Source organism: Pseudooceanicola sp., assembly GCF_041987405.1.
Lineage (GTDB): Bacteria > Pseudomonadota > Alphaproteobacteria > Rhodobacterales > Rhodobacteraceae > Pseudooceanicola.
Map to the genome: position 1 here is coordinate 1 of NZ_JBHIWR010000005.1, position 13,374 is coordinate 13,374.

General features: G+C 65.9%; 16 protein-coding genes and 1 pseudogene. 9 read left to right on the forward strand and 8 right to left on the reverse strand.

Features of this window, described 5'->3' with window-relative positions:
* Nucleotides 1-122, forward strand: a pseudogene (locus ACFC2Y_RS13395) (IS5/IS1182 family transposase); the annotation flags it as partial.
* Nucleotides 123-141: 19 nt separating this feature from the next.
* Here ACFC2Y_RS13395 and ACFC2Y_RS13400 read toward each other — a convergent pair.
* Both ACFC2Y_RS13400 and ACFC2Y_RS13405 read right to left on the reverse strand, forming a co-directional pair.
* Nucleotides 142-612 carry a dihydrofolate reductase gene (locus ACFC2Y_RS13400; RefSeq protein ID WP_375175706.1) on the reverse strand — a complete coding sequence of 157 codons (471 nt, stop codon included), beginning with the start codon at nt 610-612 and terminating at the stop codon, nt 142-144.
* A gap of 9 nt (nt 613-621) precedes the next feature.
* Nucleotides 622-1,413, reverse strand: coding sequence for a thymidylate synthase (locus ACFC2Y_RS13405; RefSeq protein WP_375175705.1), 792 nt, complete (start codon nt 1,411-1,413; stop codon nt 622-624).
* A 206-nt stretch (nt 1,414-1,619) separates the two neighbouring features.
* On the opposite strand from ACFC2Y_RS13405, the gene ACFC2Y_RS13410 reads away from it, so the two are divergent.
* The 4 genes from ACFC2Y_RS13410 to ACFC2Y_RS13425 all read left to right on the forward strand — a co-directional run bounded on the left by ACFC2Y_RS13410 (nt 1,620) and on the right by ACFC2Y_RS13425 (nt 5,199).
* Nucleotides 1,620-2,612, forward strand: coding sequence for a thymidylate synthase (locus tag ACFC2Y_RS13410; protein ID WP_375175704.1), 993 nt, complete (start codon nt 1,620-1,622; stop codon nt 2,610-2,612).
* Nucleotides 2,613-2,616: 4 nt separating this feature from the next.
* The gene (locus tag ACFC2Y_RS13415; protein ID WP_375175703.1) at nt 2,617-3,981 is read left to right on the forward strand and encodes a surface lipoprotein assembly modifier; all 1,365 of its coding nucleotides are present in this window, start codon (nt 2,617-2,619) and stop codon (nt 3,979-3,981) included.
* A 91-nt stretch (nt 3,982-4,072) separates the two neighbouring features.
* Complete coding sequence (locus ACFC2Y_RS13420; protein ID WP_375175702.1) at nt 4,073-4,501, forward strand: VOC family protein; 429 nt, start codon at nt 4,073-4,075, stop codon at nt 4,499-4,501.
* Nucleotides 4,468-5,199: a DUF1194 domain-containing protein gene (locus ACFC2Y_RS13425; RefSeq protein WP_375186146.1), complete on the forward strand. Its 732-nt coding sequence runs from the start codon at nt 4,468-4,470 to the stop codon at nt 5,197-5,199. The genes ACFC2Y_RS13420 and ACFC2Y_RS13425 overlap by 34 nt, the downstream gene beginning before the upstream one ends.
* Nucleotides 5,200-5,402: 203 nt before the next feature.
* Here the strand turns inward: ACFC2Y_RS13425 and ACFC2Y_RS13430 are convergent, their stop codons facing one another.
* The 3 genes from ACFC2Y_RS13430 to ACFC2Y_RS13440 form a co-directional block, all read right to left on the reverse strand.
* Nucleotides 5,403-5,903 carry a MarR family winged helix-turn-helix transcriptional regulator gene (locus ACFC2Y_RS13430; protein ID WP_375175700.1) on the reverse strand — a complete coding sequence of 167 codons (501 nt, stop codon included), beginning with the start codon at nt 5,901-5,903 and terminating at the stop codon, nt 5,403-5,405.
* A 79-nt stretch (nt 5,904-5,982) separates the two neighbouring features.
* Nucleotides 5,983-6,249 (reverse strand): succinate dehydrogenase assembly factor 2, encoded by a 267-nt coding sequence (locus ACFC2Y_RS13435; RefSeq protein WP_375175699.1) that lies wholly within the window; start codon nt 6,247-6,249, stop codon nt 5,983-5,985.
* A gap of 3 nt (nt 6,250-6,252) precedes the next feature.
* A complete protein-coding gene (locus ACFC2Y_RS13440) occupies nt 6,253-6,648 on the reverse strand; it encodes a helix-turn-helix domain-containing protein (RefSeq protein ID WP_375175698.1) in 396 nt (131 codons plus the stop codon).
* Nucleotides 6,649-6,735: 87 nt separating this feature from the next.
* Here ACFC2Y_RS13440 and ACFC2Y_RS13445 point away from each other — a divergent pair, with 87 nt between their 5' ends.
* Genes ACFC2Y_RS13445 through ACFC2Y_RS13455 form a run of 3 tightly spaced genes read left to right on the forward strand, consistent with a single transcriptional unit; the run spans nt 6,736 to nt 8,735 of the window.
* A complete protein-coding gene (locus tag ACFC2Y_RS13445) occupies nt 6,736-7,938 on the forward strand; it encodes a pyridoxal phosphate-dependent aminotransferase (RefSeq protein WP_375175697.1) in 1,203 nt (400 codons plus the stop codon).
* On the forward strand, nt 7,938-8,309 hold the full coding sequence (locus ACFC2Y_RS13450) for a bleomycin resistance protein (protein WP_375175696.1): 372 nt from the start codon (nt 7,938-7,940) through the stop codon (nt 8,307-8,309). The genes ACFC2Y_RS13445 and ACFC2Y_RS13450 overlap by 1 nt, the downstream gene beginning before the upstream one ends.
* 12 nt (nt 8,310-8,321) lie before the next feature.
* Entirely contained in the window at nt 8,322-8,735 is a 414-nt protein-coding gene (locus ACFC2Y_RS13455) for a hypothetical protein (RefSeq protein ID WP_375175695.1), read from the forward strand.
* A gap of 142 nt (nt 8,736-8,877) precedes the next feature.
* Here the strand turns inward: ACFC2Y_RS13455 and ACFC2Y_RS13460 are convergent, their stop codons facing one another.
* The 3 genes from ACFC2Y_RS13460 to ACFC2Y_RS13470 form a co-directional block, all read right to left on the reverse strand.
* The gene (locus tag ACFC2Y_RS13460; protein ID WP_375175694.1) at nt 8,878-10,263 is read right to left on the reverse strand and encodes an MATE family efflux transporter; all 1,386 of its coding nucleotides are present in this window, start codon (nt 10,261-10,263) and stop codon (nt 8,878-8,880) included.
* 77 nt (nt 10,264-10,340) lie between these two features.
* Nucleotides 10,341-11,357 carry a nickel/cobalt transporter gene (locus ACFC2Y_RS13465; RefSeq protein WP_375175693.1) on the reverse strand — a complete coding sequence of 339 codons (1,017 nt, stop codon included), beginning with the start codon at nt 11,355-11,357 and terminating at the stop codon, nt 10,341-10,343.
* Nucleotides 11,339-11,983 carry a DUF1007 family protein gene (locus ACFC2Y_RS13470; protein ID WP_375175692.1) on the reverse strand — a complete coding sequence of 215 codons (645 nt, stop codon included), beginning with the start codon at nt 11,981-11,983 and terminating at the stop codon, nt 11,339-11,341. The genes ACFC2Y_RS13465 and ACFC2Y_RS13470 overlap by 19 nt, the downstream gene beginning before the upstream one ends.
* A gap of 179 nt (nt 11,984-12,162) precedes the next feature.
* Here ACFC2Y_RS13470 and ACFC2Y_RS13475 point away from each other — a divergent pair, with 179 nt between their 5' ends.
* On the forward strand, nt 12,163-13,131 hold the full coding sequence (locus ACFC2Y_RS13475) for a cyclase family protein (protein ID WP_375175691.1): 969 nt from the start codon (nt 12,163-12,165) through the stop codon (nt 13,129-13,131).
* Nucleotides 13,132-13,374: the final 243 nt, after the last annotated feature.

Sequence of the window (13,374 nt, forward strand, 5' to 3'; positions counted from 1 at the left end):
GCTTCAACAAGCTGAAGAACGCTCGCCGGGTCGCAACCCGCTACGACAAGACCGCTGAGAGCTTCCTTGGCTTCATAGACATCACCTCCATCCGCCTCTGGCTGCGTCTTTTGTCAACATGACCTAGCGTTCAGTTTCATTTCACCTCACCAACTCCCGCACAACATACCCCACGTCCCCCTCGCCCGGCTGCGATGAGATCTCCCGCCAGTGCGCCTCGTCGATCTCCGGGAACCAGGTGTCCGCGCCCTCGACGGCGCAGTCGACCTCGGTCAGCAGCAGGCGGTGCGCCAGGGGCAGCATCTCCGCGTAGATGCGGGCGCCGCCGATGCCGTAGAGGCGGAAGTGGCCCTGGGAGGCGGCGAGTTCCACTGCCTCCGTGACCGAGCCCACGACGTGGTCGGCGAGCGAGCGGTCCCGGGACACCACGATATTCAGGCGGTTTTTCAGAGGCTTGACCGGCAGGCTTTCCCATGTGGCGCGGCCCATGATGAGGGCGCCGCCGGTGGTTTCGCGCTGGAACATCCGCAGGTCGCCGGGCAGGTGCCAGGGGATGGTGCCGTCGCGGCCGATGGCGTGGTTGCGGTCGCGGGCGACGATGAGGGTGATCATGGCGCCTCCTCAGACAGCGACGGGCGCGCGGATGGCGGCGTCGGGGGTGTAGTTTTCGAACACGAAATCTTCATACCTGAAGTCGAAGATGGAGGAGACCTCCCGCGTCAGCCGCAGTCTGGGCAGCGGATGCGGCGTGCGGGTGAGTTGCAGGGCGACCTGCTCCATATGGTTGGAGTAGATATGGGCGTCGCCGATGGAATGGACGAAATCGCCGGGTTCGTACCCGGTGACATGGGCGAGCATGACCTGAAGGAGAGCGTATGAGGCGATGTTGAAGGGCACGCCCAGGAACATGTCGGCGGACCTCTGGTAGAGCTGGAGGTGCAGCTTGCCCCCGGCGATGCGCACCTGCCAGAGCGTGTGGCAGGGGGGCAGCGCCATCTGATCGACCTCCGCCGGGTTCCAGGCGGAGACGATGAGGCGGCGGCTGTCGGGGCTCTTGCGGATCATCTCGATCAGCTTGGCGATCTGGTCGACCTCGCCCTGGGGCGTGGGCCAGTGGCGCCACTGGTGGCCGTAGACCGGACCGAGGTCGCCGTTTTCATCCGCCCATTCGTCCCAGATGGAGACGCCGTTTTCCTTGAGATAGCGGATGTTGGTGTCGCCGGAGAGGAACCAGAGCAGCTCGTGCACGATGCTCTTCAGGTGCAGTTTCTTGGTGGTGACGAGGGGGAAGCCCTCTGCCAGGGGATAGCGGGCCTGGAGGCCGAAATAGGAGGTCGTGCCGGTGCCGGTGCGATCCGTGGAGGGGGTTCCATGATCCAGAACGGTGCGTAGCTGGTCGAGATATTGGCGCATCTGGCGGTACTCCGGGCGGTTGGATTGATTCCCATGTCTGGCGACCTGCACAGTATATAGGGATTAGCGCCATATGCACCACCAGATACGGTAGGGCATTTGCGCCGCACCATGGTGCTTTCCCCCATGCAGGATTGACTTTGCAGCCTATCCGGTTGATGTTTCCGGCAAAACAATGCGCCGCAAATGGCACATGAGGCAGGCAGATGATCAGGAAAACCACGGCAGCGCTGCTGGCGATGCTCGCATTGGCGAGCTGCGGCGGAGACGGCACCAACCCGTTTGACGACGATACGACCACCGATGACGACGTCACCGATGAGGAGACGATCAACGGCATCCCGGCGGGACTGGCCAGTAATCTGACCAATGCGGTCTACGATCCGGATAGCGGCACGCTGAGCCTGACGCTGGAAGGGTTCGACGCGACCCCGATCGTGGCAAGCTTTGTGCGCAATGCCGCGCTGGATGTGGATGGCTATCAGGCCTACACGCTGCAGGACGACCCGCTGGACCGGCATTTCACGGCGCTGACGCGGCGCTCGACCGACCCGGGGACGACGGTCAAGGCCGGTGTCGTGGGGGACGGCGGACAGTTCAACTATTTCTACTCCGGCGGGTATTATGAACGCAGCGGGTCCTATAGTCCGCCGAGCTCGGGCGGGACGCCGGCGGGCCTTGTATCCTATGCGGGCAGCTACGTGGGCGTGACGAACATGAACGTCAATTCCGCCTCGCCCAACAACGACCTTCAGGCGATCGCCGATCCGACCATCCCGACGCTGAACCGACCGCAACAGGCGCGGCGGGTGACGGGAGACATCTTCCTTAACGTCAGCTTCGGCGACAATGCGGTGAACGGCGGGATCAGCAACCGCAATATCGTGGATGGCGATCCGACGGTGAATGGCGGGCTGCTGGCCGTGCCGGATATCGTCCTGGTGCAGGGTGTCATCGACGGGACCGCGGGGACCTTTGCCGGGTCGGTCGAACATGCGGGCGAAACGGGGACATCCATCGGCGCCTTCGGCGGGATCTTCGGGGGCACGGATGCCACCGCTGTCGGCGGTGTGGTGGAGGTCGAGCAGATCGACATCAACGATGGCCTGGGGCTGGAGAACGAGTTCGAGCGCGGTGTCTTTGTTCTGGACAGATGCGGCACCGCCAATGACGACCCGATCTGCGACACCGTGAACTGATCCGATGCTGCGGCGCCTCGCGCTTGCCCTGACGCTCCTCGGCGGGCTGGTCCTCGGACCCGCCCGGGCCGAGGAGGTCAGCGTCGCGCAGGCGCGGACCATCGGCGTTTCGGCGCTGCAGCAGGGGCGCCTCGACCTGGCGGAGGAGGTTGCGCTTGGCCTGTTGCAGCGGGATGGGGGGGACGCCTTTGCCCATCTGTTGCTGGCGCGGGTGCGCGCGGCACAGGCGCGGCCGAAGGAGGCGCGGCGGGCGCTGCGTCTTGCCTTTCGCGAGGCCGACAAGCCGATGCACAAGTTCCAGGCGGCGCAGATGGCGGCGCGGATGGCCTTTGAACAGGATAGTTTGACGGTGGCGCAGCTCTGGTTGCGCCGGTCGCTGGCCTATGCCCCGTCGGAGGCGCATGAATCCGTCGTGGTGCGCGACTATCGCATCCTGCGAGTGAAGAACCCGCTGTCCCTTGGCTTCGATTTCTCCGTCGCGCCCTCGTCGAATGTGAACAACGGGGCGGAAAGCTCCGTCTCGGTGATCGAGGGGCTGCCCTTTGTCGGGCAGCTGAGCCCCTCGGCCCAAGCGCTATCTGGGGTGGTCACCACTGCGGAGGGGCGGCTCAGCTATCGCCTGGCGGGGTCGCGGCAGATGCGCACCGATCTCAGCCTGAAACTGGGGACGCGGCAGGTCCGGCTGTCGGACGCGGCGCGGGCGGCGGCACCGACGGTGACCAACTCCGACCTTTCCAGCACGACGGCGGAGGCGGGGTTGTCCTACCTCCGCAAGGTGGGAGAGGGATCGGTGCGGGCGGAGACCTCGGTGGCGCGCAGCTGGCAGAACGGCGCGGCGCGGCAGGATGTGGTGACGACGGCGCTGACCTACGGGCGCAAGCTGAGCGAAACCTTGACTTGGCAGGGCGGGCTGACCCGGGACTGGCGGATTGCCCGGCTGAACCGGTTCCAGGATCAGCAGGGATGGACAGCGCGGTCCACCTTGGGGTTCGATCTGCCCTCGGGCGATCAGATGGCCCTGTCGGTCAGCTATCGCGCCACGGACAGCGCGGACGGCAACCGCCGCTCGGACCGCTGGCTGGCCTATGCCAGCTATCAGCCGGAGAAGCCCATCGGCCCGGCGGATGTGACACTGCGCATCGGCGCGGCCAGCCAGAGTTACGACGATTACATGGTCGGTCTGTTTGCCGTGCCGGGCGGGCGGCAGGACGAGACCTGGTTCGCCAATGTCGACATGGTCTTCACGGAGTTCGACTATGGCGGCTTTGCCCCGGCGGTTACCCTGTCGGCGCAACGGACCAGTTCCAATGTCTCGCATTTCACCAGCAAGCAGATGGCGATCACGGTTGGGGTCCGCTCGGCCTTCTGAAGGGCGATCGCGCAGCGCGGGGGGCGAGGCCCCTCGACACTTGGTCAAAGCGGCCTATCCTGCATCCGGAATGCGTGAAAGGGAGCCCGCAATGAAAGTCCGCTATTTGCACACCATGGTTCGCGTGAAGGACCTGGAGAAGACCATGGCCTTCTTTGAACTGCTCGGGTTGAAGGAGACCCGGCGGATCGACAGTGAACAGGGCCGGTTTTCGCTGATCTTCATGGCGCCGGACGGGCAGCCGGAGTGTCCGGTGGAACTGACCTACAACTGGGATGGCGATGACGGGCTGCCCTCGGACAGCCGCCATTTCGGGCATCTCGCCTATTCCGTCGGGAATATCTACGAGATGTGCCAGCACCTGATGGACAACGGGGTGACGATCAACCGGCCGCCGCGCGATGGCCGGATGGCCTTTGTCCGGTCGCCGGACAATATCTCGGTCGAGCTGTTGCAGGACGGGCCCGCGCTGGAGCCCGCGGAACCATGGGCCAGTATGGACAACACAGGCCATTGGTGATCCTGAGGGTCGCCGCGGCGCTCGCCGTCCTGCTGCTGGCCCCGGCCGCGCAGGCGCAGTGTCGGCTGGCGCTCTTGATCGGGATGGATGTTTCTGCCTCGGTCGATGCGCGGGAGTATCAGTTGCAGCGCGACGGGCTGGCCCGCGCTTTAAACGCGCCGGATGTCCGCGATGCGATTCTCAACGATCCCGGCGGGGCCATCGCCATGGCCGTCTATGAATGGAGCGGCCGGAGGCAGCAGACCGTCATGCTGGACTGGGTGCTGATCGACAGCCCCGCCCGGCTGGATGCGGTGATCGGGCAGATCGCGAGCGCGCGGCGCGGGTGGAAGGATTATCCCACGGCGATCGGCTATGCCCTGGGCTATGGGGCGGGGATGCTGCGGGATGGGCCGGTCTGCGACCGGCAGGTCATCGACATTTCCGGCGACGGGACCAACAACGAGGGCTTTCCGCCCGTGAACGCCTACCGGCATTTTCCGTTAAGGGATGTCGTGGTGAACGGTCTGGTCATCACCAGCGAGGAGCCGGGCGTGGTGGAATTCTACCGCGCCGAGGTGCTGCATGGGCCGGGGGCGTTTCTGGAGGTCGCGCGGGGGTTCGAGGAGTTCGAAGCGGCCATGGCGCGGAAGTTGTTTCGGGAGGTCAACGGGCTGATCCTGGGCGCCCGGAAAGATCGGACAAGGCAGCCTGGGTGAGGCTGCTGGTCCTTGCCATCTCCTGTCGGGACCGGTGGCACGAAGCGGTGCTGCGAGCGGGCCGATATCGGTGGATACCGGCCCGCGACCTTGCACTCACATAGCCGCCGCGCGCGGCGGCCCCGGATGGACATGGGTGGCACGTCCATGGTCCCATGGTCCTTCTAGACACACCTCTGCCAGGCGCGGCGCACGGGGGTGGATCAATAGATATATCTGATCTGATCCGACCAATACCGTTCGACCCGGCGCAGAGAGGATGTGATCAGGTCGATCCCCCCGGCGTCGAGGATCTCACGCTTGGCGATTTCGTCGGCATGCCGCGCGAAGAGTGCGGCGACCGTATCCCTGACATCGCGGCCCTTCTGCGTCAGCCGGACGCGGACGGAGCGGCGGTCGATCTCGCATCGCTGGTGGTGCATATAGCCCATCTCGACCAGCTTCTTGAGGTTGTAGCTGACGTTGGAGCCCTGATAGTAGCCCCGGGTCCGCAACTCGCCCGCCGTCACCTCGTTCTCCCCTATGTTGAAGAGGAGCAGGGCCTGGACGGCGTTGATGTCCAGCACGCCGACGCGTTCGAATTCATCCTTGATGACATCCAGAAGGAGGCGGTGCAGCCGTTCGACAAGCGAGAGGCAGTCGAGATAGGTCGCGAGGAAAGCCTGCTCTCCCGCCGGCAGGGGGGCTGGGTCGTACATGGACATGGTGAATCCGCTCCGTGGCTTGCTGCTCGGAGGGAGAGTGACCGATAATCGCCAAAAAAGTGTTAAGTTGCAGGGAAACTCAGGCCGGGCCGCGGGCGGCCTCTGCCGCGATGCGGTCGATCAGGGGGGCCAGGGGCGCGGGGGCGCCCTCCTGTCCGGTGATCCATCGGTAGAGGTCTTGGTCGTTTTCTTCCAGCACCCGGTCGAGGAGGTCGAGCTCGGCCTCCTCCAGCGAGTCGAGATGCGCCTCGGCGAAGCGCATCATCAGGATATCCATTTCCTTGGTGCCCCGCCGCATGGACCGCATGCGCATCCGCTTCAACCGGGTTTCACGGGGTTCGGTCATGCCTCAGGCAACCTCTTTGAGCTTGGCGCGCAGCCGCTTTTCCAGCACCGCCAACCGCCCGACCTTGACGTCAAGTTCGGCGCGCAGGTCACGCAGTTCGGTGAGGATGGCGGAAATATCGCCCGACAATTCGCTCACATCGCCCGGCGGCTCCACGCCTTCGCCGGTGCCGGTCAGAAGCCAGGGCAGCGACACGCCCAGCAAGCCGCTGAGCATCTGCAGCCGGTTGGCGCGCGGTTCGGACTGGTCTTCCTCCCAGGCGCGCAGTGTCGAGGTCTTGACGCCCAGGCGGCGGGCAAGGTCGTTCTGGCTCATCCCTGCGGCGTCGCGTGCCGCGGCGAGGCGATCGCCGAAGGTGGCGCTATCCGCCCCGAACCAGTCGGTGTTGTCGTCACTCATGCCGTCTTCCCTTCCGAACCTGCTTGAGAGGCTCTGCCAATGCTTCTATGACAGGGCCGTCCGAAACTCAAACCCTTGGGGGCCCCGATGCCTTTCCTGTCCGACACCCTGTCCCGTGTGAAACCCTCGCCGACCATTGCCGTCACGAACATGGCGGCTGAACTGAAGGCGGCCGGTAAGGACGTCATCGGTCTGGGGGCCGGTGAGCCGGACTTTGACACGCCCGAGAACATCAAGGCTGCTGCAATTGCGGCGATCAATGGCGGGAAAACGAAATACACCGCCGTCGATGGTATTCCCGAGCTGAAAAAGGCGATCTGCGCCAAGTTCAAACGCGACAACGGGCTGGACTATGCGCCCGAGCAGGTCACGGTCGGCACCGGCGGCAAGCAGGTGCTCTACAATGCGCTGATGGCCACGCTGAACCCCGGTGACGAGGTGGTGATTCCGGCGCCCTACTGGGTGTCCTATCCCGACATGGTCCTGCTGGCCGGGGGCGAGCCGGTCTTTATCGAGGCGCAGCTGGAGACCAGTTTCAAGATCACCGCCGATCAGCTGGACGCGGCGATCACGCCGAAGACCAAGTGGTTCATCTTCAACTCGCCGTCGAACCCGACCGGCGCGGGCTACTCGCGCGAGGAGCTGAAGGCGCTGACCGATGTGCTGAAAAAGCACCCGCATGTCTGGGTCCTGACCGATGACATGTACGAACACCTCGCCTACGACGATTTCGAATTCTGCACGCCCGCGGAGGTCGAGCCGGAGCTGTATGATCGCACCCTGACCGTCAACGGCGTGTCCAAGGCCTATGCGATGACCGGCTGGCGGATCGGCTATGCGGCGGGTCCGAAGGAACTGATCGGCGCGATCCGCAAGATCCAGTCGCAGTCGACCTCCAACCCGCCTTCGATCTCGCAATGGGCGGCGGTCGAGGCGCTGAACGGACCGCAGGATTACATCCCGGTCAACAATCAGACCTTCGTGCGCCGCCGCGACATGGTCTGCGAGATGCTGAACGCGATCGAGGGCATCACCTGCCCGGTGCCGGAGGGGGCCTTCTACGTCTATCCCTCCATCGCCGGTCTGATCGGCAAATCCACCCCCGGCGGTGTCGAGATCACGGATGACGAGGTGTTCGCCAAGGCACTGCTGGAGGACAAGGGCGTTGCCGTCGTCTTTGGCGCGGCCTTCGGCTTGTCGCCGAACTTCCGTGTCTCCTACGCGACCTCGGACGAGAACCTGAAAGAGGCCTGCACGCGGATCCAGGATTTCTGCGCGACGCTGCGCTGATGTCGGCCTCTGGGGATCGGATCACCGCAAACCTGCCGGCGCGCGATTTCGACGCGACGGCGGCGTTCTATGGGAAGATGGGGTTCGAAACGGCCTACCGCGACGATCATTGGATGATCCTGACGCGGGGGGCGCTCGTGCTCGAATTCTTCCCGCATCCCGAGGTTGACCCGTACTCGAGCTGGTTCAGCGCCTGTATCCGGGTTGACGACCTGGACAGGTATCATGGCGAATGGATGGCGCTGGACCTGCCGCGCGACCCCAAGTCGATCCCCCGGATCACCGGGATCATGGACCGGCCGCCGGTGCCGCGCATGTTCGCGCTGATTGATGCGGACGGGTCGTTGCTGCGCGTCCTGGAAAACGACTGAAAGGGCTGAACCTTGTCCACCGAACTGCCCCCGTATTACTTCCGCGTGCGCGACAATGGCGCCTTTGTCTTTCGCGTCACCGCCGCCGACCGGGCGCGGCGGATCGAGATGGAGCAGATCGCCGTCGTCAATATCCGCAATGGCGAGATCAAGGCGAATGGCGACCGCGCCCTGACCGAAGGGGATATCGAGGCGATCGAGACCTGGATGGAGGACCGGATCGTGACCCTCGCCCACCGCGATATCGACGACATCCTGCGGGCGGTGGACACGCTGAACCAGACGACGCATTGGGCGCAGTCGCGGGCCACGGACGAACAGCTGGATCTGGTGACGGATGCGATGCTGCTGGCCATGCATGATCTGCGCACGGTTCTGGTGCGCAAGAAGGCGGACCGGGTGCTGAAAACGCGCGGGATGGCGTGAGGCCGGGGGAACCTTGCCGCGACGTCTGACACTAGGGGTTGCGTGCCCCGGCACCCGCGCCGGGGCCTCGCACCTACGCAGCCTTGTCCAGCCATGATGCACATTCCTTCGAGGTCCCGGGGCGAGCCCGGGACTCGGCGGGTCACGTCGCCGGGGCGCCCGCCGCCGTGCCACCGTCTGACAGCCGGGGGAACACCCGCCACCAGAACCACCACATCAGCAGGATCGCGGCGATGGCGAGGCCGGCGGCCAGGCCCAGCCAGACGCCGACACCGCCCAGGCCCGCGCCGAAGCCCAGACCATAGGCGACCGGCAGGCCGATCAGCCAGTAGCTGATCGTCGCGATGATCATCGGCACGCGGGTTTCCTGCACGCCGCGCAGCACCCCGATGGCCATGACCTGCGCGGCATCGACCAGCTGGAACAGCGCGGCCGCCGCGAGGAGGATGCTGCCGGTGGCGATCACCGCCTCGCGCCGGGTGTCGTCGGGATCCAGGAACAGGCCGATCAGCGGCCCGGGCAGGGTCAGGAACAGCAGGATCGTCAGACCGGCGGCGATCATCGACAGGACAACGGCGCTGATCGCGCCCTCGCGCAGGCCGGGCCAGTCGGCGCGGCCCATGGCCCGGCCCGCCCGGACCGTGGCCGCATTGGACAGGCCGAGATGCACCATGAAAGTGAGTGAAGCGATCTGCAGCGCGATGCCATGGGCGGCCAGGGGCACCTCGCCCAGCCAGCCCATCATCACCGAGGAGGCGGAGAAGAGGCCGACCTCGGCCAGGGTGGTCAGCCCGATCGGCACGCCCATGGCGAAGACCCGGCGGAAGGCCTCCCAATCCGGGCGCCACATGCGCTGGAACAGCGTGTGTTCCGGCAGGCGGCGCAGGATGTAGACGACGAGCAGCACCATGGAGGTGATCTGTGTCCCGATGGAGGCGAGCGCCGCGCCGCGGATGCCCATTTCGGGCAGGCCGAGGTTGCCGAAGATCAGGCCCCAGTTCATCGCGGCATTGGCAAAGACCGCCGCGATGGTGACCCAGAGGATGATCCGGGTCATCTCCAGCGCCGACAGGAAGCTCTTGAAGACCATGACGACGATCGCGGGCAGCAGGCCGAACCCGGCGATCCGCAGGTAGTCGCCGGCCTGGCTGGCGACCTCGGGCTGCTGACCCAGGGCCTCGAATATCGGCCGGGAGAAGTACATCGCCGGGAAGGTGACCAGCGTGAAGAGCGTCACCAGCCAGAGCGCCATGCGGGTCGCGCGGCGGGCCTGGGTCGTGTCGCCCTGCCCTTCGGCCGCGGCGACCAGGGGCGTGACAGCCCAGGCGAAACCCGAGCCGGTGATGAAGATGACGAAGAAGGCCCCGCCTGCCAGTACCTGAGCCGCCAGCGCCGTCACGTCGTACCAGCCCAGCATGACCGCATCGGTCAGCGTGATGGCAAACTGCGCCACATGGCTGCCGACAAGCGGCAGGCCCAGGGTCAGGATGGCCCCTGCGTGGAAACGGAATGCCTTTGGCGTCATCATGGCGGTCCCATACGGTGCCGGATCGCATGCGGCAAGCCGCAGTGATGCCGGGCGGTGCACGGGCGATCTTGCGCGGGTCAGATCAGGCGCAGCGCCAGCGACAGGGACAGCAGGGCGACGAGGACACCGACGGCGAGTTCTGTCGTGGCGGCGATGCGGGCGGCAAGTGTTTCATCCGGCAGGAGTTTTCTCAGACGGTCCAGGGTGCCGCCGCGCAGCCAGACGGAGGCCAGGGCCGCGGCAACTGTCACGCTCGCCGTGCCCAGACCCATGGCAAAGGTCCCCGCGATCCCGGCAGGCAGAATATCCATCCGCCAGGTGATGATGAGCAGGAAGAGCGCGCCTGTGCAGGGCCGGATCGCCACCGCCCCGATCAGGATCAGCCCGTCGCGGAGGCTGTGGACGCGGGCGACCTCCTCGGGTGTGGGGGCGTGGGCGTGGCCGCAGGTGCCGTGGTCGTGGGCGTGATGGTGGTGCGCGTGATGGTCGTGCGCCCCGTGATCGTGGGGGGCGTCGTCATGATCGTGGTCGTGAGTGTCGTGGTCATGGGAGACGTGATCATGAGCGTGAGCGTGACCGCAGCCCGCCTGCTCCGGACGGACAAGCCCCCGGAGACCGCGCAGCGCCAGCCAGAGGCCGACCATGGCAATCGCCAGGTAGGAGGCCAGCGAGAGCCATCCGTCGGCCAGATCCGTCACCTGCGTCCGGGTCCAGCTGAGCAGGCCGATCCCGGCGACGACCATGAGCACGGCGGTCAGCGACTGCGCCAGGCTGGAGGCCAGCGCGAAGCCCGCCAGACGCAGGGCGGGCACCGCGCGGGTCATGCCGTATCCGCCGATCAGGATCTTGCCGTGCCCCGGCCCCGCCGCATGGAAAACGCCGTAGAGGAAGGCGACCGTCATCAGGCCGGAGAGCGCCCCGGCGTCGCCCTGTTTGATCGCCCGGACGGCGCGGGCGATGGCGTTCTGCGCCTCACGTTGTTCGGCGGCGGCCCAGAGCGCCAGGCGGTCGAAGCAGCCCCCGGCCCAGAGCCAGACCAGCCCGCCCGCGACCAGCAGCAGGGGCAGCAGCAGGGTCAGTCGGCGGGGGAGCATGTGATCGACACCGTCTCGGCAAAGACATGGCCCAGCATGGGGACCCCGACCGCGTCTTCGGGAAAGTCCGACATGATCTCGCGGGCCTCGCGGTAAGCGGCGTCCTGATCCGGCGGGGTGACCGTGGCGGCGCAGGAGTTGCCCACGGTGACGCCCAGGGTCAGGTCGTAGGCGGTGTAGAATTCCGGATCGAAGGCGCGGAGGGCCAGGCCGTCGGCCGCGACGGGCTCGGCCAGGGGACGGATGTGACGGGAGATCAGGCGCCCGTCCTCCACGTCGGTCGACAGGGGTTGCGGGGCGTCCAGCGCGACAGGCACGCCGCCGGGTGTTTCGAGATAGAGGTCGCCCTCGTAGCCCTCGATCCAGTTCATGTCCCAGCCGTCGATCTGGGCCAGCTCCGCCTCGGTCAGGGCGCCATCGGCGTCGTCGTCCAGGCCCCGGTCCTGCATGATCAGGAGGGAATAGAGGTCGTCGTATTTCCAGGTCACCTCGACCTGGGTCACGCGCCCGGCCTCGTCCAGCGTCAGCGCAAGGCCGGTGTCCACAAAGATATGCGGATGCGCCAGCGCGGGCGCGGCGGCGGCGCTGAGAAAGCCGAAGGCGACAAGGGCGGGCAGAACACGCATGGAGAAGCCCTAACCAGCGCCGCCGGACCTTGCAAGAGCGTGCCGCGCCCTGCATGGGCCGACCTTTGCCTGCTGCCGCGGCGCGGCGTGACAATGCGCCGCGGCCCTCCTAAGGTCCGACCAATCGCACCACCGGTGGCATCCTTCGGTGGTGCGGTGGATGCAAGGGAGGAAACCAAATGAAAACACTGCTGAAACCGGCCGTTGCCGGACTCTTTGCCTGTGCCCTGATGGCTGGCAGCGCGGTTGCCGAGAGCCATTCGGACATGAGCTGGACCGAGTCCAAATATGGGCCGGACGACGAAATCGGCGCCGCAAACCTGCTGACGCCGGAGCGGGCCAAGGCGGCGGCCGGGCTGGTCACCGAGGGCAAGACCTATTCGCTAGGCCTGACGCTCGACAGTACCGTCCCGGCCTTTGCGCCGCGGTCGATGTCCATCGCGATCCTTCAGCCGGGTCAGGTGAACAATTCCGGCCTGGGGCCGACCAAGACGACCTACAACGACGATATCTTCATGGGCTGGCTTGGTATCGGGTCGCAGATCGACGGGCTGGGCCATATCGGGGTGGACCATACCTATTACAACGGTCTGGAAGGCTCCGATTTCGTGGCCGCCGACGGGATGACCAAGCTGGGCATCGAAAAGGTCCCGCCGATGGTCACGCGGGGCGTGTTGCTGAACATGTCGGCGTTCTATGGCAAGGACATCCTGGACGAAGGCACGGCCTATACCCGCGAGGACATCATGGCCGCCGCCGAGCAGCAGGGCGTCGAGATCCGCGAAGGCGACGTGGTGCTGTTCCATTCCGGCTGGCTGGACCTGCTGAAGGAAGAGACCCGCGACACGGCGCGCTATGGGTCGGTCGAGCCGGGGCTGGGCAAGACCGGGGCGGAGTACCTGGCCGAGATCGGCGTGGTCGCCGTGGGCGCGGATACCTGGGGGCTGGAGGCCGTGCCCTTCGAGGAGGGCGTGGGCGTCTTCGAGGTGCACCAGATCCTGCTGGCGCATAACGGGATCTACATCCTGGAAAACATGGTCACTGAAGAGTTGGCCGCCGATGGCGTGACGGAGTTCATGTTCGTCCTTGGCCAGGCCAAGGTGCGCGGCGCGGTTCAGATGATCATCAATCCGGTCGCGATCCGGTAGGAGGCCACGGGACGCGACGGAGAAGGCGGGCGGTTCCGGAAGGGGGCCGCCCGTTTCCTCTTCGGCATCAGGCACTGCCATGTTATCGCCGGTATTGCGGCGCCAACCATAACAAACTGTTAACTTGTTTGGCCTTGATACGTGGCAGGACCCCGGTCAGGTTGCCCCCCATGAATGAGCGCGACATACAGCTGAATGGCCATAGTTTTCATCTACGGGAATGGGGGGACTCCGGTTCGCCTA